General features: G+C 63.6%; 24 protein-coding genes. 17 read left to right on the plus strand and 7 right to left on the minus strand.

Features of this window, described 5'->3' with window-relative positions; translation table 11 throughout:
- Positions 1 to 180: 180 nt before the first annotated feature.
- From QZ409_RS06450 to argC, 5 genes are all read left to right on the plus strand, one after another.
- Positions 181 to 1,995, plus strand: coding sequence for an ABC transporter ATP-binding protein (locus tag QZ409_RS06450; RefSeq protein ID WP_296708161.1), 1,815 nt, complete (start codon positions 181 to 183; stop codon positions 1,993 to 1,995).
- A 171-nt stretch (positions 1,996 to 2,166) separates the two neighbouring features.
- Positions 2,167 to 2,628, plus strand: coding sequence for a PaaI family thioesterase (locus QZ409_RS06455; protein ID WP_296708164.1), 462 nt, complete (start codon positions 2,167 to 2,169; stop codon positions 2,626 to 2,628).
- A 158-nt stretch (positions 2,629 to 2,786) separates the two neighbouring features.
- Positions 2,787 to 3,257 carry a 50S ribosomal protein L13 gene (gene rplM, locus QZ409_RS06460; RefSeq protein ID WP_296708167.1) on the plus strand — a complete coding sequence of 157 codons (471 nt, stop codon included), beginning with the start codon at positions 2,787 to 2,789 and terminating at the stop codon, positions 3,255 to 3,257.
- A gap of 2 nt (positions 3,258 to 3,259) precedes the next feature.
- Positions 3,260 to 3,739 (plus strand): 30S ribosomal protein S9, encoded by a 480-nt coding sequence (rpsI, locus tag QZ409_RS06465; protein ID WP_283367203.1) that lies wholly within the window; start codon positions 3,260 to 3,262, stop codon positions 3,737 to 3,739.
- A 103-nt stretch (positions 3,740 to 3,842) separates the two neighbouring features.
- Positions 3,843 to 4,766 (plus strand): N-acetyl-gamma-glutamyl-phosphate reductase, encoded by a 924-nt coding sequence (gene argC / locus QZ409_RS06470; RefSeq protein ID WP_296708174.1) that lies wholly within the window; start codon positions 3,843 to 3,845, stop codon positions 4,764 to 4,766.
- Between the two features lie 56 nt (positions 4,767 to 4,822).
- Here argC and QZ409_RS06475 read toward each other — a convergent pair whose 3' ends face one another.
- Both QZ409_RS06475 and phaC read right to left on the minus strand, forming a co-directional pair.
- Positions 4,823 to 5,422, minus strand: a complete 600-nt coding sequence (locus QZ409_RS06475) for a hypothetical protein (protein ID WP_296708177.1) — start codon at positions 5,420 to 5,422, stop codon at positions 4,823 to 4,825.
- A gap of 223 nt (positions 5,423 to 5,645) precedes the next feature.
- A complete protein-coding gene (gene phaC / locus QZ409_RS06480) occupies positions 5,646 to 7,883 on the minus strand; it encodes a class I poly(R)-hydroxyalkanoic acid synthase (protein ID WP_296708181.1) in 2,238 nt (745 codons plus the stop codon).
- 152 nt (positions 7,884 to 8,035) lie between these two features.
- Here phaC and QZ409_RS06485 point away from each other — a divergent pair, with 152 nt between their 5' ends.
- The 3 genes from QZ409_RS06485 to QZ409_RS06495 all read left to right on the plus strand — a co-directional run bounded on the left by QZ409_RS06485 (position 8,036) and on the right by QZ409_RS06495 (position 11,577).
- A complete protein-coding gene (locus QZ409_RS06485; protein ID WP_296708184.1) occupies positions 8,036 to 8,425 on the plus strand; it encodes a hypothetical protein in 390 nt (129 codons plus the stop codon).
- Positions 8,426 to 8,522: 97 nt separating this feature from the next.
- On the plus strand, positions 8,523 to 9,740 hold the full coding sequence (locus tag QZ409_RS06490) for an LL-diaminopimelate aminotransferase (protein WP_296708186.1): 1,218 nt from the start codon (positions 8,523 to 8,525) through the stop codon (positions 9,738 to 9,740).
- A gap of 145 nt (positions 9,741 to 9,885) precedes the next feature.
- Positions 9,886 to 11,577, plus strand: a complete 1,692-nt coding sequence (locus QZ409_RS06495) for a methyl-accepting chemotaxis protein (protein ID WP_296708188.1) — start codon at positions 9,886 to 9,888, stop codon at positions 11,575 to 11,577.
- Here the strand turns inward: QZ409_RS06495 and hisI are convergent.
- The 4 genes from hisI to QZ409_RS06515 form a co-directional block, all read right to left on the minus strand.
- A complete protein-coding gene (gene hisI / locus QZ409_RS06500; protein ID WP_296708190.1) occupies positions 11,574 to 11,993 on the minus strand; it encodes a phosphoribosyl-AMP cyclohydrolase in 420 nt (139 codons plus the stop codon). The two genes, QZ409_RS06495 and hisI, sit on opposite strands and share 4 nt — an antisense overlap.
- A 25-nt stretch (positions 11,994 to 12,018) precedes the next feature.
- Positions 12,019 to 12,645: a GTP cyclohydrolase I FolE gene (gene folE / locus QZ409_RS06505; protein ID WP_296708461.1), complete on the minus strand. Its 627-nt coding sequence runs from the start codon at positions 12,643 to 12,645 to the stop codon at positions 12,019 to 12,021.
- Positions 12,646 to 12,903: 258 nt separating this feature from the next.
- Positions 12,904 to 14,715, minus strand: coding sequence for an aminopeptidase P family protein (locus QZ409_RS06510; RefSeq protein ID WP_296708191.1), 1,812 nt, complete (start codon positions 14,713 to 14,715; stop codon positions 12,904 to 12,906).
- A 36-nt stretch (positions 14,716 to 14,751) separates the two neighbouring features.
- Positions 14,752 to 15,693: a 50S ribosomal protein L11 methyltransferase gene (locus QZ409_RS06515; protein ID WP_296708194.1), complete on the minus strand. Its 942-nt coding sequence runs from the start codon at positions 15,691 to 15,693 to the stop codon at positions 14,752 to 14,754.
- A gap of 117 nt (positions 15,694 to 15,810) precedes the next feature.
- On the opposite strand from QZ409_RS06515, the gene QZ409_RS06520 reads away from it, so the two are divergent.
- Positions 15,811 to 16,077, plus strand: a complete 267-nt coding sequence (locus QZ409_RS06520) for a hypothetical protein (RefSeq protein WP_296708198.1) — start codon at positions 15,811 to 15,813, stop codon at positions 16,075 to 16,077.
- Positions 16,078 to 16,084: 7 nt separating this feature from the next.
- On the opposite strand, the gene mgtA is transcribed toward QZ409_RS06520, so the two are convergent.
- Positions 16,085 to 18,739 carry a magnesium-translocating P-type ATPase gene (gene mgtA, locus QZ409_RS06525; RefSeq protein ID WP_296708201.1) on the minus strand — a complete coding sequence of 885 codons (2,655 nt, stop codon included), beginning with the start codon at positions 18,737 to 18,739 and terminating at the stop codon, positions 16,085 to 16,087.
- A 246-nt stretch (positions 18,740 to 18,985) separates the two neighbouring features.
- On the opposite strand from mgtA, the gene nrdR reads away from it, so the two are divergent.
- The 8 genes from nrdR (at position 18,986) to QZ409_RS06565 (ending at position 26,759) form a co-directional block, all read left to right on the plus strand.
- Entirely contained in the window at positions 18,986 to 19,471 is a 486-nt protein-coding gene (nrdR, locus tag QZ409_RS06530) for a transcriptional regulator NrdR (RefSeq protein ID WP_296708205.1), read from the plus strand.
- Between the two features lies 1 nt (position 19,472).
- Entirely contained in the window at positions 19,473 to 20,576 is a 1,104-nt protein-coding gene (gene ribD / locus QZ409_RS06535; protein WP_296708207.1) for a bifunctional diaminohydroxyphosphoribosylaminopyrimidine deaminase/5-amino-6-(5-phosphoribosylamino)uracil reductase RibD, read from the plus strand.
- Between the two features lie 464 nt (positions 20,577 to 21,040).
- Positions 21,041 to 21,919 carry a nucleotide kinase domain-containing protein gene (locus tag QZ409_RS06540; RefSeq protein ID WP_296708213.1) on the plus strand — a complete coding sequence of 293 codons (879 nt, stop codon included), beginning with the start codon at positions 21,041 to 21,043 and terminating at the stop codon, positions 21,917 to 21,919.
- Positions 21,920 to 22,119: 200 nt separating this feature from the next.
- Positions 22,120 to 22,395, plus strand: coding sequence for a hypothetical protein (locus QZ409_RS06545; RefSeq protein WP_296708215.1), 276 nt, complete (start codon positions 22,120 to 22,122; stop codon positions 22,393 to 22,395).
- On the plus strand, positions 22,392 to 22,589 hold the full coding sequence (locus tag QZ409_RS06550) for a hypothetical protein (RefSeq protein WP_296708218.1): 198 nt from the start codon (positions 22,392 to 22,394) through the stop codon (positions 22,587 to 22,589). The genes QZ409_RS06545 and QZ409_RS06550 overlap by 4 nt, the downstream gene beginning before the upstream one ends.
- Positions 22,590 to 22,711: 122 nt before the next feature.
- Positions 22,712 to 23,617 carry a toprim domain-containing protein gene (locus QZ409_RS06555; protein WP_296708221.1) on the plus strand — a complete coding sequence of 302 codons (906 nt, stop codon included), beginning with the start codon at positions 22,712 to 22,714 and terminating at the stop codon, positions 23,615 to 23,617.
- 456 nt (positions 23,618 to 24,073) lie between these two features.
- Positions 24,074 to 25,885 carry a hypothetical protein gene (locus tag QZ409_RS06560; RefSeq protein ID WP_296708244.1) on the plus strand — a complete coding sequence of 604 codons (1,812 nt, stop codon included), beginning with the start codon at positions 24,074 to 24,076 and terminating at the stop codon, positions 25,883 to 25,885.
- 637 nt (positions 25,886 to 26,522) lie between these two features.
- Positions 26,523 to 26,759, plus strand: coding sequence for a hypothetical protein (locus QZ409_RS06565; RefSeq protein ID WP_296708249.1), 237 nt, complete (start codon positions 26,523 to 26,525; stop codon positions 26,757 to 26,759).
- Positions 26,760 to 26,890 lie beyond the last annotated feature (131 nt).

A 26,890-nucleotide genomic window follows, 5' to 3' on the forward strand; every position in this document is an offset into this window, starting at 1 on the left:
TTTTTGCCATGGCCAAGCTCTCAAGGCCCGCGCCCCGGCCTCGCCGCATTGACATGTGAACCAATCCCTTCCAGAGAAAGCGCTGATCACGCGGGCCGCTGGCCGGGTCGCGTTCATCGCGCATGTTCCTTACGGCGGGAATTACGACAGCCAATCTCAAGCCGATGAGAGACCCAGCCTTTGTTCTCCTTCCTGTTGAAGCCACTCAAGAAGAAGTTCTTCAGCGCCGGGCAGTTGCACCTGATCGAGCGCCTGCTGCGCGAACAGGGCTCCAAGCACGCCAAGGGCTATTTCTTCGCCTTCGCCATGATGGGCATCATTGCTGCGACCACGACAATTTCCGCCTATATCATGGGCGGTATTGTCAATCGCATCTTCGTCGATCGCAATATCGAGGCGATGTGGGCCATTGGCGGCGCGATCACCACGATCTACGTGGCCAAGGGCTTCGCCACCTATGGCCAGCAGGTGATCCTCTCTCGCATCGCGAACAACATCATCGCGGAATGCCAGACTCGCATCTTCGACAAGATGCTGGCGATGGACGTGAGCTTTTATAATGCCCGCCATTCGACCGAATTCCTCGCGCGGCAGGCCTTTATTTCCCAATCCGCAGGCAGCGCGCTAAATACTTTGGTCACGGCGCTGGGCCGCGACATTCTCACCACGCTGGGCCTGACCTTCGCGATGTTCCAGCAGGATCCGGTGCTGGCGTCGATCGCGATTCTGATCTTGCCTCTCGCTATCTTCGGCGTCCGCAAACTCGGCAATCGCGCCCGCAAGGTCATGATGACCGAGTTCCATGGCTTCGCCGCCATCCTGGAATCCCTGCAGGAAACCGCTCAGGGCATTCGCGTCGTGAAGTCCTTCACGCTTGAGCCGTTCATGCGCGAGCGGCAGCTGCGGGCGATCCGTAGCTTCGAAACGGCGGCCAACAAGCTGTCGCGGGTGCAATCCCGCTCCAGTCCCCTGATGGAGACGCTTGCCGGCTGCGCCGTGGCGGCGGTTGTCGTCTATGGCGGCTATCGCGTCATTTACGACGGCGCCCAGCCCGGCAATTTCTTCGCCTTCATCACGGCGCTGCTGCTTGCAACGGAGCCGGCGAAGCGCGTCGCCCGACTGCATGTGGACATGAATTCCTCGCTGATCGGCGTCGGCATGCTTTATGAATTCCTCGACGAGCCGACCCCGGAATCCGAGCCCGCCAACATGCCGGAGCTGAAGATCACCCAAGGCCGGGTAGAATTCTCCGACGTGGAATTTTCCTATCGCGCTGGCGAAATGGTGCTCAACAAGCTCAATCTCGTCGCGGAGCCAGGCCAGACCACGGCGCTGGTCGGCCGCTCCGGCGGCGGCAAGACCACCGCCATGAGCATGATCCTGCGGTTCTACGAGCCGACCGCCGGCAAAATCATCATCGACGGCCAGGACATCGCCGGTTTTTCGCGGCGCTCCCTGCGCAGCCAGATCGGCTATGTCGGTCAGGACACCTTCCTGTTCAAAGGCTCGGTCCGCGACAATATCGGCTTCGGCCGGCCGGGCGCGAGCGACGAGGAGATCGTCGCCGCCGCCAAGGCCGCCTTCGCCCATGACTTCATCATGGGTTTTGAGCGCGGCTACGATTCGCCGGTCGGCGAACAGGGCATGCAACTCTCGGGCGGCCAGCGCCAGCGCATCTCCATCGCCCGAGCCTTCCTCAAGGACGCTCCGCTGATCCTGCTCGACGAGGCGACCTCGGCGCTGGATACGGAATCGGAGCGCGCGGTTCAGGAAGCGCTCAAGACGCTCTGTGCGGGACGCACGACCCTCGTGATCGCCCATCGCCTCACCACAGTCGCCAGCGCTGAGCGCATCTGCGTCATCGAAGGCGGCCGGGTGCTGGAATCCGGACGGCAGGACGAGTTGCTGGCGCGCAACGGCGTTTACGCCATGCTGTACCGGACGCAATTCGAACGCAGCCTCGCCATGGCCTCCGCCGACGCCGCCGCCGAATGAAGTCGAATTCATAAAATAGCGAGTTAATACAAATATTTGCTGGCTATTTGTGATTTAGATTAACAGGCTAGATATCGCCTTGCGGCTGACCGTCTGGAAACGGCCCGCGTTTTGGGCGATGCTTCGCGCCCTTCCGTTTTTTTGACCCTTCCATTTTTCCGAGTCGCGCCCATGCCCAAATCCGCTCTGCCCCAGCCGGTGATGAGCGTCGCCGAAATCGAAACCCTTCTCGATGAGGCTTTCCCACAACTGCACCATGGCGGGCGCACGGTCATGGTGGAAGAGGTTGGCCCCATGACCGCCCGGCTGCGGCTGATCGCGCATGAGCGCCACCTGCGCCCCGGCGGCACGGTCTCCGGCCCGGCCATGTTCACGCTGGCCGATGTCGGCATCTGGGTCGGGATCCTCGCTCACAACGGCCCGGAATCGCTCGCCGCCGTGACCACCAATCTCAACATCAACTTCTTGCGCAAGCCGCCCCATGGCGACGTCATCGTCGAATGCCGCCTGCTCAAGCTCGGCAAGCGGCTGGCGGTCGGCGAGGCGACGCTCTATTCCGAAGGCGCTGCGGAGCCGGTCGCACATGCGGTTGGAACATATGCCATCCCGGCCGCGCGGAAACATGGTACCTAAATACCTTTCTCTGAAAACCACTGCTTTTGCAGGCGGTTTCGCGCGATTGGGCGGTTGACAAACTGGGGGAGGGTCCGTACAAGCCCGCATCTTCCCGCCGGGACCCGCCAGCCTGTCAAACAGGACATTGAGTCCCGCGCCATATTGGAAACGAGAAAATGTACGGCAAGACCTATTCGGCCAAGGCCGCCGAAATCGAGAAGAAGTGGGTTTTGATCGACGCCAAGGGGCTCGTCGTCGGCCGCCTCGCCTCGATCATCGCGCTGCGCCTGCGTGGCAAGCACAAGGCGACCTTCACGCCCCATATGGACGATGGCGACAACATCATCGTCATCAACGCCGACAAGGTGGTCTTCACCGGCCGCAAGCGCGACCAGAAGGTCTATTTCCACCACACCGGCTTCCCCGGCGGCATCAAGGAACGTTCCGCCAAGTTCATCCTGGATGGCCGTTTCCCCGAGCGGGTCGTCGAAAAGGCCGTGCAGCGCATGCTGCCGCGTGGTCCGCTCGGCACCAAGCAGCTCGGCAACCTCCGCGTCTACAAGGGCGCCGAACATCCTCATGCGGCTCAGAACCCGACTGTTCTCGACGTCGCCGCCCTGAACTCCAAGAACTCGCGGAACGACTGATCATGGCCGAGACCCTTTCCTCCCTGCAGGACCTCAAGAGCGCCGGCGCCGCTCCGGCGCCGGAAGCCCCGGTCCATGTGCAAAAGCTCGACAAGTACGGCCGCGCCTACGCCACCGGCAAGCGCAAGAACGCCGTCGCCCGCGTCTGGATCAAGCCCGGCACGGGCAAGGTCACCGTCAATGGCCGCGAACTGGACGTCTATTTCGCCCGTCCGGTGCTGCGCATGATCGTGCAGCAGCCGCTCGGCGTCGCCCAGCGCGATGGCCAGTATGACATCACCGTCACCGTCGCTGGCGGCGGTCTGTCCGGCCAGGCCGGCGCGGTGCGCCACGGCGTCTCTAAGGCGCTGACCTATTACGAGCCCGGCCTGCGCCCGGCTCTGAAGAAGGAAGGCTTCCTGACCCGCGACTCGCGCGTGGTCGAGCGCAAGAAATACGGCAAGCGCAAGGCCCGCCGCAGCTTCCAGTTCTCGAAGCGCTGATCTTCACGATCATTTTGCGGAACGGCGGGCCAAAAGCCCGCCGTTTTGTTTTGTCCGTCATTCTTTCGCGCTAAACCGCCCCATCCGCCACGGAGTTTCCGCCATGACAGACGCGCCCAAAAAGATCTTCATCGACGGCGAGGCCGGCACCACCGGCTTGCAGATCCGCGAAAAGCTCGCCGGGCGCATGGATGTCGAGATCGTCTCCATCGCGCCGGAAAAGCGCAAGGACGTCGCCGCCAAGGCGGATATTCTGCGCCATGTCGATCTGACCATTCTCTGCCTGCCCGACGCCGCGGCGGTGGAGAGCGTGGCGCTGGTCGATTCGCTGGGCGCGGACGCGCCGCGCGTGCTTGACGCTTCGACCGCCCATCGCGTCGCGCCGGGCTGGACTTATGGCTTCGCGGAACTCGCGGCCGACCAGGAAGCGCAGATCGCGGCGGCGCGCCGCGTCGCCAATCCGGGCTGCTACGCCACCGGCGCCATCGCCATTCTGCGTCCGCTGGTGGACGCCGGCCTGATCGACGCGGGCCAGCATCTCGCGATCAACGCCGTCTCCGGCTATTCCGGCGGCGGGCGGCAAATGATCGAGGATTACGAGGCGGGCCGCGCGCCGCCCTATGAGCTTTATGCGCTAGGGCTGGAGCACAAGCATATTCCCGAGATCATGGCCTATGCGCATCTGCGCGCGCGGCCGCTGTTCGTGCCCTCGGTCGGCAATTTTCTGCAAGGCATGCTGGTCAGCCTGCCGGTCAGCCTCGAAGACCTGCCGGGCAAGCCCAACGCCGGCGATCTGGAGGCGGTTCTGGGGGATCATTACGCCAGCAGGCGCCACGTACGCGTCGTCGCCGCCGAGGCGAACGGCAAGCTGGAGCCGCAGGCGCTCAATGGCACCAATGATCTGGAAATCCGGGTCTTCGCCAATGAGGCGCGCCGCCACGCCGTGATCGTCGCGCGGCTGGACAATCTCGGCAAGGGCGCTTCGGGCGCCGCCGTCCAGAACCTGGAGCTAATGCTCGGGCTGTGAACAAAAAAGCCCTCGGGCGTCGCCGAGGGCTTTAATTTCGGGACTATGCTCCGGCGTCAATCGACTGTGGCCGAGCCGCGCACGACGATGACCTGCCGCGACCGGACGAAGCGCTCGCGCACCGCGTGGTTGCCTTTGATATAAATGATCTTTGGCGAGCTCCACATGGGCGGCGGAACATTATAGCTCACGCCATAACCGGTCGGCGTGTAGCTGGCGTCGCCATAGCCCTCCGGATAGGCGGGATAGTCGGAGACGCCATATGGCGCAATCGGCATGGCGTAGGCAAAGTCCCCGTTGCCAAAGACGCCGCCGCCGTGGACCGGGCCGTAAGGACGGCGCGGAAGGGCGTAGCCGTAATCATAGCCGAAGCGGCCATAGGCGCCCAAGAAGCCCGGACGAGGGCCATAGGCGCCGGGGTAACCCGGTCTCCGGTATCCCGCTTGTGGTCCCGGCCTGAAGCCCGGTCCCGGGCCGGGACGAATGATGGTCGCGGCGCCCGGATTGGCGACGATGGCGCGTCCAGGGCCAACCATGCGGGGCCCGCCAAAACCGTGTCCCTGACCGGCGACATGGCCGCCTGCGAGAACCGGCGTCGCAGCCACTAGCAGCGCGCCAGCGCCGGCGAGAGCGCATTTCCTGATGACTTGACCCATAATTGCACTCCTGCCCCGTTATGAGACTGATCCCGGCGCCGCTCCGTCCCAATGCGGATCGTTTTGGGATGGGACCTGGCGTCTTGACCTCAGCGGGCAAGAAGGGCGCCTGAAACGCTTTCGGGATAACGCCGCGCGGGATGCAAAGTTCGCCTACGCCACCGAACCAATGGACGGGATGCAAAAACCCCGGCTGCGTTTGGCGCGGCCGGGGCGGAGAATTTCAGGATTTCACGCGGACATATTCGCCGGGGGCGTCGCCGAGCAGCGGGACCTTGCCGCCGCCGGGCTCACGCGCCGGGACCTTTTCCGGCGCCTGATCGCCGATCCAATGGATCCAGTCCACCCACCAGGAGCCGGGATGCTCTTCGGCGTTGGCGACCCAATCCTCAAACACGCCGGAGGGCTTCGGCCCGGTCCAGTACTGATATTTCAGCTTGGGGCCGGGCGGATTGATGACGCCGGCGATATGGCCCGAGCCGCAGAGCACATAGCGCATTTCGCCGCCGAATAATTTGGCGCCGTTGAACACCGAGCGCGCGGGTGCGATATGGTCTTCGCGGGCCGCGAGATTATAGACGGGAACCTTGATCTTGCCGAGATCGAGCGTGACGCCGCCCAGCGTCATCTTCTTCTTGGCGAACTGATTGTTGAGATAGCAGTTGCGCAGATAGAAGGAATGGTTGGCGCGGGGCATGCGGGTGGAGTCGCTGTTCCAGGCAAGCAGGTCGAAGGCCATCGGCTCGATGCCTTTGAGGTAATTGTTCACGACATAGGACCAGATCATGTCGTTGGGCCGCAGCATGTTGAAGGCGTTGGCCATCGACCGGCTTTCGAGGAAGCCGGCTATTTCCATCTCGGTTTCGATATTCTTGATCCGGTCCTCGTCGGCGAAGATTTTCAGATCGCCAGGGTCCGAGAAATCGACCTGGGTGGTGAAGAAGGTCGCGCTGGAGATGCGGTCATCGTCCTTGGCGGCCATATAGGCGAGCGTAGTGGCGGCAAGCGTGCCGCCGACGCAATAGCCGATGGATGCGACCTGGCGCTCGCCGGTGATCTTCTCAATCTGCCCCAGAGCCGCGAAAATGCCGTCCGTCATATAGGAATAGAAATCCTTGTCGGCATGGCGCGCGTCAGGATTGACCCAGGAGATGCAGAACACCGTGAGTCCCTGGGCGACGGCCCAGCGGATGAAGCTTTTCTCGGCGTTGAGGTCGAGAATGTAGAACTTGTTGATCCATGGCGGGACGATCAGCAAGGGCCGCTTGTAAACTTCCTCGGTCGTCGGCGCATATTGCAGCAGCTCGATCAGGTCGTTGCGGAACACCACCTTGCCGGGCGTGGTGGCCATGTTCTCGCCAAGCACGAATTTCTCGTTATTGGTCTGGCGGATCTTCAGATTGCCGCCGCCGGCCTCGATATCCTCGGCGAGCATTCTCATGCCCCGGGCGAGATTTTCCGCTTCCGCCGACCAGGTGGTGCGCAGCAGCTCCGGATTGGTCAGCAGGAAATTCGACGGCGACACCGCGCCCGAGACCTGGCGCAGATAGAAGGACGCCTTGTCATGGGTGGTCTTGTCGAGATCGGCGCCCTCGACCATGTTATTGGCCCATTCGCTGCCGATCAGATAGGCTTGGCGCAGGAAATCGAAATAGGGATTGTCGCGCCAGTCCGGCGACGTGAATCTCTTGTCGCGCGGGTCGGTCGGAACATAGGGCTCCTTCGACTCGCCCGCGAGGCGGCGGAACGTATTCGACCACAGGCCGAGCAGATTGCTGGAAATGCTGGTCTGCGCCTCGATGGTGCGCTTGGGATCGGCCAGCCAATATTCCGCGACCTTGCTGAAGGTCTTGAGGGCGTCGGTCAGCTCTTCCGAGATATTCGGCTTGACCTTGCCTTCCTCAACCGGCCGGATCATCGCCGCCAGGGCCTTGCCGCCATGTTCAAGGGCGATTGCGAAATTTTCGGCCATGCGCTCGAAATTGGGAACGCCGGCGCCGCCCGCCGGCTTGGCGGTCGGCCGGGGCGCCACAGGCGCTGCGGCGGGCGCCGGGGAGACAGGGGCGGGCGCGGCAGGCGTGGGGGCAGGGGGCGTCGCCGCTTCGACGGTTTCGGCCTTTACCGCAGGTTTTTTCGTAGACGCCGCTTTGGCGGGAGCGGCTTTGGCCGCCTCTCGCTTGCCGGGCGCCTTGGCCGCCGGAGCCGTTGCCGCCGGAGCCGTTGCCGCCGGAGCCTTGGCCGCCGAAACCTTGGCTGCGCGAACCTTTGCCGCTGGCGCTTTTGCCGTTTTGGCCTTGGCCGTGGCGGCCTGAACGACAGGCTCGCCGATCGCCGCTTCCCCGTTCACTGCCGCTTCGGACGGCGCGGGCGCGGCATTCTGGATTGGCGCCGGCGCGGCCTTGCGCCGAGGCGCGGCCTTTTTAGCGGCGCTTTTGCGCTGAGCTTCCTGGCTGGCGGTCATGACGTTTCCTCTTTTTGAACCGGGGCTTGCGTTTCAACGCGCCCTCGTCCCGTTTCCGACATAATAAGACTTTATGCGACAGTTTCAGCAATGATCCGATGGAAGCACTTCCTTAGGATGATGTGCCCGGGACTTGACGAAAGCTAGGGAAAATGAAGGCCAAAATCGCTGACAATCGCCTTCGCGGATGCACAAAACTGGCGTTCGCCGTCGCTGCGGTGGCGCTGGTCGCGGCTGGCGAGGCGCACGCGCAGCAGAACCCCGTTCGCGCCCTGACCAATGTCCTCGGCTGGACCAAGGATACGGACGAGGGGCCCGACTTCGTTCAGCAGACGCGCCCCGATATCAAGGAACTTGGCTTTTCGCATCTCACTGGCGTAGACAAGCCGCGAGTCGCGGTCAAGACTGCGGCCGAACTCGAGGCCGACAAGGCCGCGCTCATCGCCGAGCGCGGCAAGGCGGACGCTGCCCGCAAGAAGCTGCAGGCCGAAAAAGTCGAGGCCGTCGCGCCCAACAGGCCGGCGCCGATCAAAGACGAATAGTTTGGCCATAAAACGACTGACATTGAGCCGGCGCGCGTGCTAATCAGCGCGTTTCCCGGCGCAAAGCCGTTCAGATGATATAACAAGGACGAGACGGATGAGCGATTTTTATCGCGTGCGGCGCCTGCCGCCTTATGTGTTCGAACAGGTCAATCGTCTGAAGGCCAAGGCCCGCGCCGGCGGCGCCGACATCATCGATCTCGGCATGGGCAATCCCGACCTGCCGACGCCGCGCCATATCATCGACAAGCTGGTCGAGACGGCGGGCAAGCCGCGCACCGACCGTTATTCCGCCTCCAAGGGCATCGCCGGCCTGCGCCGCGCCCAGGCCAGCTATTACGAGCGCCGATTCGGCGTGAAGCTCAATCCCGACAGCCAGGTTGTCGCGACGCTCGGCTCGAAGGAAGGCTTCGCGAACATGGCCCAGGCCATCACCGCGCCGGGCGACGTGGTTCTGGTGCCGAATCCGTCCTATCCGATTCACGCCTTCGGCTTCCTCATGGCGGGCGGCGTGATCCGCTCCGTGCCGATCGAGCCGAACGAGGAATTTTTCCGCGCCGCTGAGCGCGCGGTGATGCATTCTATTCCCAAGCCGATCGCCATCGTGGTGTGCTATCCGTCGAACCCGACCGCGATGGTCGCCTCGTTGGATTTCTATCGCGACCTGGTGCTGTTCGCGAAGAAGCACGACATTTATATTCTCTCGGACCTCGCCTATGCCGAGGTTTATTTCGACGACAATCCGCCCCCGTCGGTGCTGCAGGTTCCGGGCGCAGTGGACATTTGCGTCGAGTTCACCTCGATGTCGAAAACCTTCTCGATGGCCGGCTGGCGCATCGGCTTCGCGGTCGGCAACGAGCGCCTCCTGTCGGCGCTCGCGCGGGTGAAGTCCTATCTTGATTACGGCGCCTATACGCCGATCCAGGTTGCGGCGGCGGCGGCCTTGAACGGTCCCGAGGACTGCATCTATGAAATGCGCTCCATCTACCGGAAGCGCCGCGACGTGATGGTGGAGAGCTTCGCCCAGGCCGGCTGGAAGATTCCGGCCCCCACGGCGTCCATGTTCGCCTGGGTTCCAGTGCCGGAGAAATTCCGTCCGCTCGGCAGCCTGGAATTTTCCAAATTGCTGATCGAAAAGGCCGATGTCGCGGTCGCGCCCGGCATCGGCTTCGGCGAGCATGGCGATGATTACGTGCGCCTCGCGCTAGTCGAGAACGAGCAGCGCATACGTCAGGCAGCGCGCGGCATCCGCCGCTTCTTCGACGGCGCCGATGAATCCCTGCATAATTTGATCGAGGCCCGGGCGCGCGCCTGAGGCGATCTGGACTCGGCCGCGCCAAGGCGCGGCCGTTGAGGCGACGCCAGTCTCGCGCAAGGCGATCCGGTCCATTCTGAGCCCGCGCTCCTTCCGCCTCCGGGCGGAAGGATGACGCGCATGATTGGCTTCAGGGACGGTCGCTGTGCCCAAATTCGATTTTCACCTCACTTTGAGCCGCCGCGTCTGGGCGCTTGCCGCAATGGCCCTCGCCACCATGGCATTGGGCACGGGCGTCGCGCTTTATCGGTTTAACAGCTCGGCGATGGAATGGCGCCGCGCGGAATTGCGCAGCGAAGTCGACATCGCCGCCGGCTGGCTGAAAAACGTCGCCGCCGCCGATTCCGCCGACAAGCCGGCGGCGATCCGCGCCGCGCTGGAGCGTTTGAGGCCGCTGCGATTCGGCGAAAACGGCTATTTCTTCGCCATTTCGCTCGATGGACTCTCGCTTCTTTCGCCGACGTCGCCGCAGGTCGAGGGAACCAGCCTGCTGGGCGTGCGCGACAGCGCCGGCGGGCTGCCCTTTGAAACCATGGTCGCCGCCGCCCGCAAGGAGGGCGCCGCCGTCGTGAACTATCCCTGGGCGAAGCCGGGAGGCGGCGATGTCCCGCGCGAAAAAACGTCTTATGTGAAAGCTGTGCCGGAACTTGGCCTGCTGATCGGCTCCGGCGTCTATTTGGACGAGGTTTTCGCGCATCTGGCCGACATATCCGTCGCGTTGGCGCTGGCGGTCGCGCCCTTGCTGCTGCTGTTCGTCGGCGCCGCTTATTATATCGGGCGCACGATATCGAATCGGCTCAAGGGCATGACCTCGGCCCTGAACGCCATGGCGTGCGGCGACATCGACGTGGCGCCGCCGGGGCTCGACCTTCACGACGAATTGGGCGAAATGGCGCGGGCGGTCGAGGCCATCAAGCAGGGCTTGCGCCGGGCGTCCGAGGCGCAAAACATCGAGCGCCGCGAGCAGCGCGAGGCCGCCGACCGCGCGCGCAGCGAGCCCATGCGCGCGCTGGCGCAGAAATTCGAGACTGCGGTCGGCGGCGTTGTCGAGGGCGTCACCGCCTCCACCCACAATTTGGAAAGCTTCGCGCGCTCGCTGGTTCAAGAGGCGCGCTATTCCGGCGAACAGGCCGATATCGGCTCCAGGGCCGCCGAGGTCGCCTCGCAGAACGTGCTGTCGGTGGCCTCGGCCGCCGAGCAGCTGAGCTTTTCCGTCGAGGAAATTGGCGCCAGCGCCGCACGCTCGCGCGAATTATCGGAGCACGCCGCGCGCGAGGCGGAATCGACGCGCGCCCGCATGGGCGAACTGGTCGCGGCGATCGACCATATCGGCGGCGTCGTCGCGATGATCGCCGGCATCGCCCAGAGCACCAACATGCTGGCGCTCAACGCCACCATAGAGGCGGCCCGGGCCGGAGAGCAGGGGCGGGGCTTCGCGGTGGTCGCGCAGGAGGTCAAATCGCTGGCGGAGCAGACCGCGCGCGCGACCTCGGAAGTCTCGGGGCAGATTGCCGAGATCCAGCGCGCCTCGCAGGACGCTAATTCCTGCATCGGCGCCATGGCCGAGGCCACCCATGAAGTCAGCGCCATCGCCTCGTCGATCGCGGCGTCGGTCGGCTCGCAAGGCGAAGCCACGCGCGAGATCGCGCAGAATGTGCAGGACGCTTCCGGGCGCACCGGAGAACTCGCGCAAGTGATTGAGGAAGTGCGCTCAGCCTCGCGGCAGTCGGGCGATTCCGCCGAGCAGGTGCTGCAATCCGCGACCGGCCTGTCGCGGCAGATCGACAGCCTGCGCCGCGAATGCGACAGCTTTCTGTCTCAGGTCAGGGCGGCTTAGCCCTCGTTGAAGGTGAGACGAATTCCCTCCGCCGTCGAGGTCACGCTGCGATAGAAGCAGGATTTGCGCCCCGTATGGCAGGCCTTGCCATCACCGCCCGCATTCACGCGGAGCAGCAGCGCGTCCTGATCGCAATCGACGCGCATCTCCACGACCTTTTGTACCTGGCCGGAGGTGTCGCCCTTGCGCCAGAGTTCATTGCGCGACCGCGACCAGTAATGCGCAACGCCCGTCTCGATGGTCTTTTCCAGCGCCAGCGCGTTCATATAGGCGAGCATCAGGATCTCGCCGGTCGCGGCCTCAACCGTCACGCAAACAATGAGGCCGTGGGCGTCGAATTTCGGCGTGAAGGCCGCACCCTCCTCAAGAATTTTCTTGTCGGCGGCGGGAGGCGAAAAAGGCATGGGAGCGCTCATCTGGAGAATCGCGGCGGATCAAATGTCAGCGCCGGTCCCGAACCAGACTGAGGAAGCGCGCCTGCTCGGCCGGGTCGGATTTGAACGGACCGGAAAACTGCAAGGTCACGGTGAGGGCGCCTGGCTTGCGCACGCCGCGCATGGACATGCACATGTGCTCGGCCTCGATCAACACCGCCGCGCCGCGCGAGTGGAGGCGGGCGTCGAGCGCCGCGAGAATTTGCGCGGTCATGGTCTCCTGCGTCTGGAGACGGCGAGCATAAACGTCCACCAGACGCCCGAGTTTGGAAAGGCCAAAAACACCGCCGTCGGGATAATAGGCGATGTGGGCCTTGCCGAAGAAGGGCGCCATGTGGTGCTCGCAATGCGAGAAGAAGGGAATGTCCCGCACCAGCACCATTTCGCCATAGCCCGAGACGTCCTCGAAGACGGTGTCGAGAATGGACGCCGGATCCTGCCGATAGCCGGCGAAAATTTCCTCATAGGCCCGGGCCACCCGTGCGGGCGTGTCGCGCAGGCCCTCGCGGTTTGGATCGTCGCCGGCCCAGGCGAGCAGGGTCGCCACGGCGGCTTCGGCCTCTTCGCGGCTGGGGCGACGGATCGCGGCCGCCGTCAGGGCGGCGAGTTTCGGCTTGGCCGACGATTTCTTCACGGGGGATTGCTTCGCTGCGGACTTCTTGGCGTCCTCTCCAGACGCGCGCGACCGCACCTTGGCGGCGGCGCGCTTGCGCTGCCGTGTCAAAGCGGAATGCACCAGATCGTCCAACAAAATCTCCCGGGTGAGGGGGCGGGGCGCGCGGGCCTGCCGCGCGGGAAAAACGCGGTGCCGCCTTTTCAGCGCCGCGAGGGTCCGAATGTGCGGCGCACACAACCAATATAGGCTCTAGGCCGCCGCTTTCCAGCGGTCAATTCAAATCCGTCCGGTCGCTTTCTTCAGCCAGGCGCGTTCGGTCTTGTCGAGATGCGGCGACAGAGCCGCGCGCACACGGGAATGATAGGCGTTGAGCCAGGCCTTCTCCTCGGGCGCCAGCAGCTTCGGCTCGATCAGGCGGCGGTCGATCGGGACCAAAGTGAGCGTTTCGAAGCCGAGCATGTCGCGCTCGCCGCCGGGAATTTCGCGCGTTTCGACCGCGACAAGATTTTCGATGCGGATGCCGAAAGCGCCCTCGCGGTAATAGCCGGGCTCGTTGGAGAGGATCATGCCCGGCTCCAGCGCCACGCCGCCGAGCTTGGAAATCCGCTGCGGGCCTTCATGGACCGAGAGATAGGAGCCGACGCCATGACCGACGCCATGGTCGAAATCGAGTCCGGCCTCCCACAAGGGTCGACGGGCGAAGCCGTCGATCTGGGCGCCGCTGGTTCCCTTCGGGAAGACGGCGCGGGCGATGGCGATATGGCCCTTGAGCACCAGCGTGTTGGCGCGCTGCGCCGCCTTGCCGACGGCCCCGACCGCGAGGGTGCGGGTGACGTCCGTGGTGCCGTCGAGATATTGCGCGCCGGAATCGACCAGAAAGACGCCCTTGCCGATGCGGGCGTTGGATTTCTCCGTCACGCGGTAATGCGGAAGGGCGGCGTGGGGACCGGCGGCGGAAATCGTCGGGAAGGAAATGTCGCGCAATTCCCCGCTCTCGCGGCGGAAGGTTTCGAGCGCCTGCGCCGCCGCAATCTCGTTCAGGCGGCCACGGGCGGCGGCCTTGTCGAACCAGCACAGGAAGCGCGCCATGGCCACGCCGTCGCGCAGATGGGCGGCGCGGGCGCCTTCCAGCTCGGCCGCGTTCTTGCGCGCCTTCATCAAGGCGATGGGGTCGCTCCCGATTTCCGCCTGTCCGCCGGCTTCGGTGAAGATCCGGGTCAGGCGGCTCGGCGCGGTGCCGGCGTCGAACAGCACGGACAGCTTTTTCGCGCCCAGCTCCGCCAGCGCCTCGGGCAGGGCGGCGGGCGGGGCAAGCTCCGCCAGCTTTTCAAGCGCGCCCGACGTGCGGGCCGTGAGCTTGTCGGCCTCCAGAAAGAGACGCGGCTTGCCCTCGCGTGGAATGAGCGCATAGCCCAGCGCGATCGGGGTATGGGCGACGTCCGAGCCGCGCAGGTTGAAGGCCCAGGCCAGAGCGTGCGGGTCGCTGACCAGGAGCGCGTCACTGGTCAAAGCGGCGGCGATCCGCTCCAGCTTTTTCGCGGCAGCCTCGCCGGCATATTTGGGCGGGTGCAGGACGATGCGGCCCTGCGGTTGCGCCGGACGGTCGCTCCACAAGGCGTCGAAGGGGTTTTCGTCCACCGCTTCGAGCGTGGCGCCGGCCTTTTTCGCCGCCGTTTCGAAACGGGCAAGCTGTCCATTGGTGTGCAGCCAGGGATCGTAGCCGATCCGCGCGTCCTTTTTGGCGTTTTTCGTCAGCCAGTCCGCCGGCGAAACCTCAGCCAAAGGCACGACGGTAAAGGCCGCGGAATCGACCTGCTCGCGCGCCTGGATGGTGTAGCGTCCATCGACGAAGAGCGCGGCCTTGTCGGCCAGCACGATCACAAAGCCGGCGCTGCCGGTGAAGCCGGCGAGCCAGGCGAGGCGCTCCTCGCAGGGCGCGACATATTCGTTCTGGTGTGCGTCTGCGCGCGGAACGAGGAAGCCATCGAGCTTCATCGCCTTGAGGCGCGCGCGCAACATCTTGAGGCGGGGGGCGCCGAGCGATGGATCGGCGGCGTCGTCGAAAGTCTGGAAATGGGAGTCGAACATGGTTTCAGGCTAACCCATTTTCCGGCGGCGCGAAACCTACCTAAGCCTTTGCGGCGCCGCGCCCCCGCGCCGCAGCAGCAGCGTGGCCCAGCCCTCGATGTCACGGCGCCGCCACAGCGAAAAGCCCTGTGCGCGATATGCCGAAAGCACGCCGGGAACGTCGCGCGCGAGCAGGCCGGACAGCACCAGTTCGGCATGGGGCGCGGCGATGCGCGCCAGCGACGGCGCGAGATGGCGCAAGGGGCGGGCGAGAATGTTGGCGAGGATCAGATCGTAGCGGCCGGGCCGGTCGAGCGCCGGATGGACGACGCCCTTGGCGGTAACAGGACGGACCCACGCGCCGGCGTGGTTGAGCCGGGCGTTGGCGCCCGCCGCCGCGACCGCCTGCGCGTCGATATCGCCCGCCGCGACCGGCGCACGCAGGGCGCGGGCGACCGCCATCGCGAGCACGCCGGTGCCGCTGCCGACGTCGATCACATGGCGCGGGCGCCGGCGCTTGAGAATTTCGTCGATGAACAGGAGACAGCCGCGTGTAGTGCCGTGGTGGCCGGTGCCGAAGGCGAGCGCCGCCTCGATCTCCAGCCCGATGTCATTGGCCTTGACGCCAGCGCGGTCATGCGAGCCATGCACGAGGAAGCGCCCGGCGCGCACGGCGGAGAGGCCTTCGAGCGCTGAGGCGATCCAGTCTTTCTGCTCGACGCGGCCGAATTCGACTTTCTGCGCCAGCTCCTCGCCGACGGCGACGGCGACCAGGGCGCGGACATTGTCCTCGTCTGGCGCGTGGCCGAAATAGACTTCCACGACCCAGGGCGTCGCGGCCCAGCTCGCCGTCGAGCCATTTTCCTCGAAGGCGGCGGCGGCGGTTTCGGCGGGGTCGAAGGTTTCGACCACGAGATCGGCGACGGTGCGGGCCTCGTCCTCGCTGCATTTGAGACGCAGGACGAAAGCGGCGTTGTTGGGGGGCAATCCTTCGAGCATGGCGCGGGAGGTATCATGAGGCGCAATGCGAGTCGATGGACTTGCCGCCGGACTTTGCTCCCAGACTTGCGCATGGCCCGCGCTTCGCTAACGTGGCCGCTCAAGTTGGAGGCGTTCATGCGTTTGGTTGCAGCTGTCGCGATTCTGTTCGCCCTGGCCTTCGCCGCCAACGCCGAGGACGCCAAGCCGGACGAAAAGCCGGTCGAAACGCCCGCGCCTGCGCCGTCCGTGGCCGTGCTCGCCTTTGGCGTGAGCCATCCCGAATGTCAGGAATGGACCGACGGCTGCGTCATCTGCGCACGCGACGCAGATGTCGTGAACTGCTCGACGCCCGGCATCGCCTGCCTGCCGGCCGAGACGGTTTGCAAGCGCCCGGCGAAATAGCAGCGGTTCACATCCCCCATTTGCGGACGAACCAGACCTTAACCAAATGGGTCAGGACCGCGTAGCAAAGCAGGATGAGCGCGACCAGAGGCCAGTACAGGCCGGGCAAAGGCGTGAACCCCAGTTGGGCGCCGAGCCAGCTATAGGGCAGCCAGATTCCCACCACGCAGATGATCAGGGACGTCGCCAGCAGGGCCGGGCTGGCGTGGCTCTCGATGAAGGGAATCTTGCTGGTGCGGATGATGTGGATGATGAGGGTCTGGGTGAGCAGGGACTCGACGAACCAGCCGGTCTGAAACAGCGCCGGATTGGTCCAGGCGCCGAAGACGAACAGCATCATGCCATAGGTGACATAGTCGAAGATCGAACTGATTGGCCCGATGCACAGCATGAATTTGACGATATTGCCGATCTCCCAGCGGCGCGGCGCGACCAGATATTCCTCGTCCACATTGTCGGTCGGGATGGTCGTCTGGGAGAAATCATAGAGCAGGTTGTTGGTGAGAACCTGGATCGGCGCCATCGGCAGGAAGGGCAGGAAAATGCTCGCGCCCAGCACGCTGAACATGTTGCCGAAATTCGAGCTGGCGCCCATTTTGATATATTTGACAATATTGGCGAAGATCTTCCGCCCCTCGATCACTCCCTTCTGCAAAACCAGAAGATTTTTTTCGAGCAGGATGATGTCGGCGGATTCCTTGGCGATGTCCACGGCGGTGTCCACCGAGATGCCGACATCGGCGGCCTTCAGCGCCGGGCTGTCGTTGATGCCGTCGCCCAGAAAGCCGACGACATGGCCCCGGGCGTGGTGCGCCTGGATAACGCGCTCCTTCTGCGCGGGCGTCAGCTTGACGAAGACGCAGGTTTTGCCCGCGACTTCGGTGAGGTCCGGGTCGTTCAGCTTGTCGATGGCCGTGCCGGAGAGAATTTCGCCGGGATCGAGTCCGACCTCCCGGCAGATCTTGCGGGTGATGATCTCATTGTCGCCGGTGAGCACTTTCACCTTCACGCCGCGCGCGGCCAAAGCGGCGATGGCCTCGCGCGCCGATTCCTTGGGAGGGTCGAGGAAGGCGATATAGCCGAGCAGGGTCAGGCCGGATTCGTCGGCGATGGTATAAGTCGTCTTGGACGGCGCCATTTCCTTGTACGCGACCGCGACGACGCGGAAGCCGTCGGCGTTCAGCTCCATCGTTTCCTTTTGCGCGGTCTCCAGATGGCTCGGATCGAGCGGGCCGGTCTCGCCATCCACCTCATATCGGGTTGAGACCGCAAAAATTTCCTCCACCGCGCCCTTGCAGATGAGGATGTGCGTGCCGGCGTCCTTGTCCGCTCCCAGCCGCTCCACCACCACCGACAGCCGCCGCCGGGTGAAATCGAACGGAATTTCGTCGAGTTTCCTGTAGCCGCCGTCGATGCCGAGCTTTTCGCGCATGTCGACATGGTCGAGCACGGCGCGGTCGAGCAGGTTGCGCAGGCCGGACTGAAAATGGCTGTTTAGATAGGCATATTCCAGCACCTTCTCGGAATCATTGCCGCGAATGTCGAGATGGCGCTTCAGTATGATGCGGTCCTGCGTCAGCGTGCCGGTCTTGTCGGTGCAGAGAACGTCCATCGCGCCGAAATTCTGGATGGCGTGGAGGCGCTTGACGATCACCTTCTCGCGCGACATCGCCATCGCGCCCTTGGCCAGATTGACCGTCACGATCATCGGCAGCATTTCCGGCGTCAGGCCGACGGCGACGGCGACGGCGAACAGCAAGGCTTCGAGCCAGTCATGCTTGTTCAGGCCGTTGATCAGGAAGACGGCAGGGGCCATGACGGCGATGAAGCGCACCATCAGCCAGGTGAATTTGTCGATGCCGAGGTCGAAGGCCGTCGGCGCCCGCCGCCCGGCGATCTCGTCGGCCAAGGCGCCGAAAAATGTCGCGCCGCCAGTGCGCAGGACAAGCCCCGTCGCATAGCCGGACACCACATTGGCGCCCATGAAGCAGATGTTCGGCAGATCGAAGGGGTCGCCTCCGGCGCCGGCGCCCGCGAAACGCTCGACCGGCATGGCTTCTCCGGTCAGGGCGGATTGGTTGATGAAGAGATCCTTCGCGGTCAGCAGGCGCAGATCGGCGGGGATCATGTCGCCCGCCGAGAGCCGCACGATGTCGCCCGGAACGAGCTGCTCCATCGGGATTTCCGAGAAAGGGTCTTCAGGAGGAGGCGATTGCGGCGCGCTGGCCTTGCGCAGAACGCTGGCGGTGTTGTGGACCATCGCCCTCAGCCGCGCGGCGGCCTCATTGGAGCGATGTTCCTGGATGAAGGCGGTGAAGATCGCGAGGACGACCATGAAGCCGATGACGATTGCCGCTCGCACGTCGCCCAGAAAAAAAGACACGACAGCAAGCGTCCCGAGCAGGGCGTTCAGCGGATTGCGCGCCCGCTGCCAGATTTCCTCGAATATCGACAGCTTGCGCTCGCGCGTGACGCGATTGGGGCCGAATTTCTTGAGGCGGACGGCCGCCTCGTCGGCGGAAAGGCCCTCGGGCGAAGACGCGAGACGGGCGAAAACCGCATCGCAGTCGAGGCTGCTGAATTCGAGCAAAGCCGCGTCGGCCTTGGCGGGGGGAGGCGCGGGCGATTTTTGCGCGCGTTCCACGCGGGGAAAATCATTCATGGCGTACTCCGCCGGGCGGATTCAGCATGATCTTGGCATATTCCTGCAACGAAATAATTGCCTTGATCCGGATCAGCGCTGGTTTTCAAGGGCAGGGCGCGCGTTCCGGCGACGCCGACCTCACGCCCGGTTCATGCGCGCGCTTGTTCCGGCTTCCGCGAATCGGCAAGATGCCGCCCGCACGCGCCCCGCGAAGCGATTCGCGGCCCGGCGCCGTCCTCATTGCGCCAGAAAGGGACCTGACCCATGCGCTGTCCCTATTGCGGCAGTCTCGACACCCAGGTGAAGGATTCGCGGCCGACCGACGATTCGTCCTCGATCCGCCGTCGCCGCGTCTGCCCGGATTGCGGCGGGCGTTTCACGACCTTCGAACGCGTGCAATTGCGCGAACTGACCGTGGTCAAGAAATCCGGCCGCCGCGCGCCCTTCGACCGCGACAAGCTGGTGCGCTCGGTCCAGATCGCCCTGCGCAAGCGCCCGGTCGATCCCGAACGCGTGGACCGCATGCTCAACGGATTGGTGCGCCAGCTCGAAAACCAGGGCGAATCCGAAATTCCGTCCGAAACTATTGGCGAACTGGTGATGCAGGGGCTGAAAACGCTCGACGAAGTCGCCTATGTGCGTTTCGCCTCGGTCTATCGCAATTTCCGCGAGGCGCGCGATTTTGGCCCGCTGCTCGACGAATTTTCCGACGATGGCGCTGCCGCGCGCCATAAGGAAGAGGACGCCTGAGATGGCTCTCACGAGCCAGGACGAGCGATTTTTCCGAGCCGCTCTGGCGTTGGGCCGGCGCAATCTCGGCGCGGCGGCCCCCAATCCGGCGGTCGGCGCGCTCGTCGTCAAGGACGATGTGGTGATCGGGCGCGGCTGGACCGCGATTGGCGGGCGCCCCCATGCCGAAACCCAGGCGCTGGCGCAGGCGGGCGAACGCGCTCGTGGCGCGACGCTTTATGTAACGCTGGAGCCCTGCGCCCATCACGGCCGGACGCCGCCCTGCGCCGAAGCCGTCGTCGCGGCTGGAATCGCCCGCGTGGTCGGCGGCCTGACTGATCCCGACGACCGTGTCGCCGGCGAGGGATATGCTGTGTTGCGGCGGGCAGGGATAGAAGTCGAGGCCGACGTCCTGCCGGAGCTGTGCCGGAGCGCCCATCGCGGCCATATCCTGCGCGTGACCGAAGGCCGGCCGATGGTGACGCTGAAGATCGCACAGACCGCCGACGGGCAGGCGGCGGGCGCCGCGCATGACCGCCGCCTCGCCATTACCGGACCAGCCGCCAACTCGCGCACCCATGTCATGCGCGCAATGCATGAAGCGATCATGGTCGGGATCGGCACGGCGCTTGTTGACGATCCGCTGATGACGGTGCGCCTTCCCGGCTGCGACCGGAAGCCATTGCGGGTTGTGCTCGACGCCCGGCTCGACCTGCCGCTGCGCTCGCGTCTCGTCGTCGGCGCGGGGGATTTCCCGACGCTCGTCCTGTGCGGGGAGGGAGCCGATCGGTCGCGGCGCGCGGCGCTGCGGGAGCAGGGCGTCGAGATCGAAACCTGCGCGCTGGACGGCGCCCGGATCGACTTGCGCGCGGCCTTGCGCCTGCTTGCGGCGCGCGGGATCTCACGGGTCTTTTCCGAAGGCGGGCCGCGAGTCGGGGCCGCCTTGATCGCTCAGGGGCTGGCCGACGAAATGGTGCTGTTCACCAGCCCCAAGCCGCTGGGCCGCAAGGGCGTCGAGGCGCTGTCCGTCGAGGCGCGCGAAAAACTTGCCGATCCGAACGCCTACGCAATCATGGAACAAGGCTTGCTGGGCGCGGATAATTTCATCCATTACGAGAGACAATGACCGCTTGCGGCGGCTTTTACCAGCAATCGTGGGCGTTTCTAGCCCCGGGTTAGGGCTGGTTATGCGTTGGCTCTTATAGCGTACCCGCGAATCGTGGTTCGCTGAACCTCTGCCGGGGAAATCACATTACAGAAATTTAATCTGTTCTCCTTCGAGCCCTGTTCGAGCGCGAAATGTTCTCATTTCGCGTTCCCAGTCTGTTCTCGTGAGGGGGTGCGGAGCGTCTATGTTTCGCCCGGAAGAGCACCCAACGGCGATCTTCGCTGAGTTGATCTTGGAAATGAATCGCTTAAATGTGGATATACGGTCGCTCGGCTAAGTTACGTTGCCGATCCGCCGTGTACGCTACCGTTGAGAGACGGGTCTAACCTTTTGCCTCGCCTCTCTTTTGCTTTTTAACATCGTGAAAATCGAAGCAACCCGCGCGGGAAACCGTCGCGGGAACGCTACAGGAGTGCCTAATTATGGAACACGTTACACACTACTTCGACGCCGCCCGCCTCGGGCAATTCATCAACTACATCATCGAGCGCGAGAACGTCCGGATTCGGAAGGAGCGCGGCGACCCGAAGCCGTGGACCGATGATCCGCTCTTGCGGCAGTACCGCTTTACCAATATCCGCCGCGAAGACGACTATGTGACGCGCTGGATCGCGAAAAACTGGCGGACGCCGAACGCCGACGATCCCGACTTCTGGTTTGCCGCTTACGTCGCGCGCCAGATCAACGAGCCCGCCACGCTCGCCCGTCTCGGCTATCCCGTCCCGTTCGACCCCGAGCATTTCCTGCGTGTGATGGACGAGCCGAACCCCGGCGGCGAAAAGCTCTATCGCGCCGCCTATATGGTCCGCTCTTCGTCCGAATATAAGGGCCGGTCCAAGGCGGAATATCTCGCCGAAAAGGAGTTTGGACCGGCGTGGGAACGGCGGATTTATTTGCGCCCGAGGCCGACCGACACCCTTCGCTCCTACCACCGTCGTCTCGTCCAAGAGCAGTACGGGATGGGCTCCTTCATCGCCGCCCAAGTCGTCGCGGACACGAAGTTCACGGGTCTGATGCGAAACGCGGACGACTGGATAACCTTCGCCGCGCCGGGACCGGGGAGCCGCCGTGGGCTCAACGTCCTGAAGGGGCGCGATCCGGAAGCGAAATGGAACGAATCCGACTGGCTGCGGACGCTTAGGGAGCTGATCGCCGTGGTCGCGCCGGAGCTGAAGGACCGGGCGGGCATCGTGCTTTCGGCGCAGGACTATCAAAATAATTTGTGCGAGGCGTCGAAGCTTTTTCGCGGCTATTCGAAACAGAAATATCGCGCACCGCCCGAAGCCATCGCCGCAGAGTAAATCGCCGTTGGGAGGCGAGCAGAAAGCTTTCGCCTCGCCTCCTCCTTTCGGTTGGATATAACTCTTGTTGGGCGATGCGTAAAACCAACGCCCAACACAAATAAATATTCCCAATCTAGTGGCGAATCGCTCTAGGCGGTCTCCAATAGGTCCTCCTATATCTAGGCAGCTCTCTCTTATTCTCGCTCGGCAGCAAAGAAATGAACCACGACAACTTAAACCTCCCCGAGGCGGTTCAATTCCGCATCGAGGAAATCCGCGCCCGTCAACGCGCCGACCATCGCGGCGCTGTATCGATCCGCGAAGCGTCAGGCCTTCTCGGATTGGCCGAAATCACGGTGCGCAAGAAGATCGGCTCTGGCGAAATCGTGTCGCAGAAAGACGGCCGCGCAAGGCGGATTCCGATTGGCGAAATCTATGACCGAATGGTCCGCGTCGTGGTCGCCGGAGCGGCGAAGCCGGAGGCGCGGAAATGACCGACCGTTCGGGAATGAGCCCCCTGAAGCCTGTCTCCTTGGCGGAATCTATATCAATCGACCAAGGGCAGAAACGCGGCTTCACGCTTATGGACGAGCCCAGCCTTAAACGCCTGAGCCGTTCCGCCCGTCAGCAGAGGCGCGCGTCCGAAGCCGAAGCGCGCCGAGCCGCGAAGAAAGCGAAGGCGACGTGACCGCCTCGACCGGCCCCAGCGAGCCCGAAACCGGCTGGCGTCGATAAGATTGCAACAGGGCTCTCGCGCCGAAGCCCTTGGCCGCCTTGGCCGACGATTGATTGGGCGGAAAGTCAACGCAAGTGACCGATGAAATTTATACCATCGCCTCAGCCTTCGGGATCATTTCCGAGGAGGCGGGCGTCTACAACTGCTGGTGTCCCGTCTGCGGCTATAAATGCCTGTCGGTGTTTCGAGCCGAGGACGGCCGCCCCGACTTCCTGTGCTGGTCCTGCCGAGATAAGGCGGCCATCCGGCGCGAAGTCGAAGCCCGTGGACTCGTGCGCGGCGAAAGACCGCCGAAGGTCGCCCGCGCCGAGCAGCTCAAGGACGCGACGACGCTCTGGACGGCCGGTGCGCCAATCGGCGGCACCCTCGCAGCCGCCTATATGGCTCGGCGCGGACTGATGGACCCTTACCCCGACGCGCTCCGCTATCTGGACGTTGACGCAGCCGGAGCACTCGGCGGCGACTTCTACCACGGCCTCATCGCTCGTGTTGAACGCGCGGGCGCGCGGCGGACGTTTTTAGGTTGCCACTTTACGTCCCTGACGCTGGGCGGCCGGAAAATCCATGGTGGGAAGTCGATTTACAGGCGCTTCGGCTTGCTGTCCGGCGGAGGTGTCTGGTTCGGCGAACCGGGCGGCGATGGAGAGCTTGTGGTTGGCGAGGGAATCGAAACCACCCTTTCGGCTATGCGCCTTTTCGGGGCGGGCTGGGGCGTGGCCGCGCTCGGCGCTGCGAACTTCTCCCGGCTGGTCCTCCCGGCGACCGCGTGGCGCGTCCTGCTCGCCGCCGATAACGATGTGAACGGCGACGGCCAGCTTGCCACCGCTGTCGCGGAATCGCTGTGGTTGGGCGAAGGTCGAAAGGTCCGGGTGGAGACGCCGCCCGAGCCCGGGACTGATTGGAACGATGTATTGAGGAAAGTTTATTCGAGCAACCCAACGGCGAAATTATCAGCTTTACTAAGAAACGGAATCGCCTAATCTTCGTCGTTAGCTCCCGGCACTCGCCCTTGCCGGCGTTTGGTCCTTGATCGAACGGGCCGGGAGCCCCCCCACTTTTCTAGGTGGGGCGGTCTAAGCAGGCAGGGCGGGGTGGGACCAACCGGCGGGGCAAGCATTCCTTACAGCTTGCCGACCTTCAACGCGCGACCATTCGCGTGTGACGGCTGAATCACGTCTGGCGTCCGAACGGGCGGCGGAAACGCAAACCGCCCGCTCCGGGTGACTAGTCCGAGGCGAGCGGAAAGTATGATTGGAGGCAAGGATACACGAGCGACCCGGAAAAAAGTTACCCGCGCGGTCTTTATACGTCGAAGGCCACGTAAAGTCTATAATAAGCCAGAGTTTGTTTTGTAGGTGGCGTGTAAGATTAAATTACTACCCTGCCGACTAGTAGGGCGAGCAAAAGGAGAAGCTCTCAATGCAAGGATACTTAGGATGGAAAACCCGAAGACAGACGTCATCAGCATTATCGTTGACGCCGATCTAGCCAAACTGAAAGACTGGCTTAAGGAAAGCAACCCACGAGAAGCTGTGCGAGTGCTTGGCGGATACGCTGGCGACCGGAAAAAGACCCGGGAACCAATTGACTTCGATCTGGATGATTATTGGGCCGAGGTCCTCGCAGTTATTCCTGGGTGGGTCGATCTGGAGGGCGTCTTTCGCGAGGCCGCTATCGCAGCGCTGGGCTCGAAGACGCGGCGGAAAAGGACCGCCGAGCCGTCGAACAAGCCGCAGGTCCGGATCAGCGCTGGACGGCTCGATAAGATAACCACCGAGGTCCAAGAAGCTCTTCTCGATAAGGGGCTTTACCAGCGCGGTAGCAAGATCGTTCGACCGGGCCATATCAAACAGAAAGATCGGGACGGCGAGACAACCCACCTCCCGGGCATTATTGAACTCGACGTGGCGCAGTTCCGACTCCACGCCACCGAGCGCATCGACTTTTTGAAGTGGAACAAGGCGGATAGGGATTGGGTGCCGAGCGACTATTCGCTTGAATACGCGAATGCGCTGCTATCGAGCGGCGACCGGCTGGGCTTCCCGCTGATCCGGGCTGTTGTCGCGGTGCCGGTGGTCCTCGAAAACGGGCGAATTATCCAGACACCCGGCTTCGACGCCGAAACAGGAATCTTCTTCGACCCGGGCGCGGTCTCGTTTCCGGCGATTCCGGACCACCCGACCAAGGTGGATTCCGAAAAGGCGCTGGCCGCGCTCTGCGAGCCGCTGAAGGAGTATCCCTTCGCGCTGAAAGAGAACGAGACAAGGGAAAACAATCTCTCGTTGTCGGTGGCCCTGTCCTATCTCCTGACCATCGTAAATCGGCCCGCCTTCTCGCACGTCCCGGGCCACGCCTTCTCCGGCAACAGCGCGGGCGTCGGTAAGGGCAAGCTGGTCGCGGTCGGAAGCATTCTGGCGACCGGAACCACTCCGGGGGTTATTCGGATTGGCGTCAAGGAGGAGGAATTTGAGAAAGCCCTTTCGACCGCGATGTTGCAAGGCCGGGGCCACATCGCCATCGACAACGTCGATCAGGTCCTCAAGGGAAATCTTCTCGATCAGGCCATCTCAGAAGACTTCATCGACATTCGAATTTTCGGCCGACTGGAAAGCCGCACGGTCCCGAACATTTACACGGTGACCGCGACCGGTAACAACCTGATCTTTACCGACGACGCTGTGCGCCGCTGGCTACAATCGAATATCCAGACCAACGAAGAGCGGCCGGAGCTTAAGGCGTTCAATTTCGACCCGGTTGGCTACGCGAGGGCGAACCGCACCGCGCTGGTCGTCGCGGCGCTGACGATCCTCAAGGCATATATCGAGGCCGGCAGACCGAAGAAAATGGCGAAGCTCGGCTCCTTCGAAGATTGGTCGCGAATGGTCCGCGAGGCCCTGATCTGGCTTGGGCTACCTGATCCGATTAAATCAACCGACACGATCCGTGCAAACGACCCCAAGAAGAACCTGTTGAAGCGATTCCTGGAAGTGTGGTCCGATAAGGTGGGCGCGGGCGAAATGTCGGCAAAAGGTCTAATCGACCTCGCCAACAGCGGAGAAGCCGACCCGCTCGACTTGCTGCTGGAAGAAGTGACTGGCGGAAAGGTGAGCCCCGTGGTCCTCGGTCTCTTTCTAAGGAAAATAGAAGGACAAATCGTCGGCGGAAAACGTCTCGTTCCGGAACGCGCGCGGCGCGGTTCTTCGTACTGGCGGCTCGAAGACATCCAAACCAAAACTAGCCTCTTTTGAGGGTTTTGTGGGGTTTGGGAAAAACCAATTGGGGGTCCTAAATAAACTCAGGCGCGGGGGTTAAGGGGGTTAATGGGGGTTTACTACTCCGTCCGCGAGAAATTTAAAATCCTTCAGTAACGGTAGCAGAAACTCCCGCGAACCCCCTTAACCCCCGCGTGATAGTTTATTTCGATGGTCCAACGTGAAAGTGGGGGATTTTGCCGCCGGTGGCGGGCGGGGTTAAGATTCAGAGTGGTTTCTGAGGTGGACGCCTATGCCGAGTAAATCTGAATCATCGAAACGTGTTTGGGACTATATGTCGCCGGAAGCGAGGGTTGCTGCTGCCGACCGTCTCCGCCGACAGGCGAGCCGCGCGGGGAAAGCCTCGTGGAAGAAATTCCGGAATCTCCCGTTAACCGACCAGCTGGCCCATATGGCGAAGCGCTACGCTAACTTTCCCCATACCGGGGCGACGGTGCGGGCGCTCGATACATTAGCCGAGGAACTGGCCGCCGAGGATGCCGCAGAGCTGGCTGAAACTATGAAACGGATTACGGGGGTGGAATGGCCCAAGGCCCGCGTCTCCTGCGCCCCCGGCGAGCGGTTCCCTGCGCATTCGTGTCCCTATTGCAAACGACCGATGGACGCGCCCTGAATGTCGAAGCGTAACGGCCTCACACCAGAAATCCGCGCTCAGGTCGCCAGCCATTACACGACCGAGGCCCGAGCCGCTGGTTTCCGCCATCCGCAAGTCAGGGTGGACGAGCTATCCGACCGGACGCGCGACGTTCTCGTGTCCATCGTGGAGACGGATAAGACCGCAACCGGCTTCGTTCCCGATGACCGCCTCTTCGTTCTCGACTTGAGCGATTATCTGGCCCCCGCCGCGTGAAGCGCGTGGCGCAGGGATGCCTCGGGGATGGTCGCTGGTACTAGGGCGGCCGACGCCTAGCCCTCGCCCGTCTCCGGCCACGCCTGCCGCGCGCCTCGCGCCGGTTCCGCCTGCCCGGAGGAGTAGCCCGG

This window comes from Rhodoblastus sp., from assembly GCF_019449565.1.
Taxonomy (GTDB): domain Bacteria; phylum Pseudomonadota; class Alphaproteobacteria; order Rhizobiales; family Beijerinckiaceae; genus Rhodoblastus.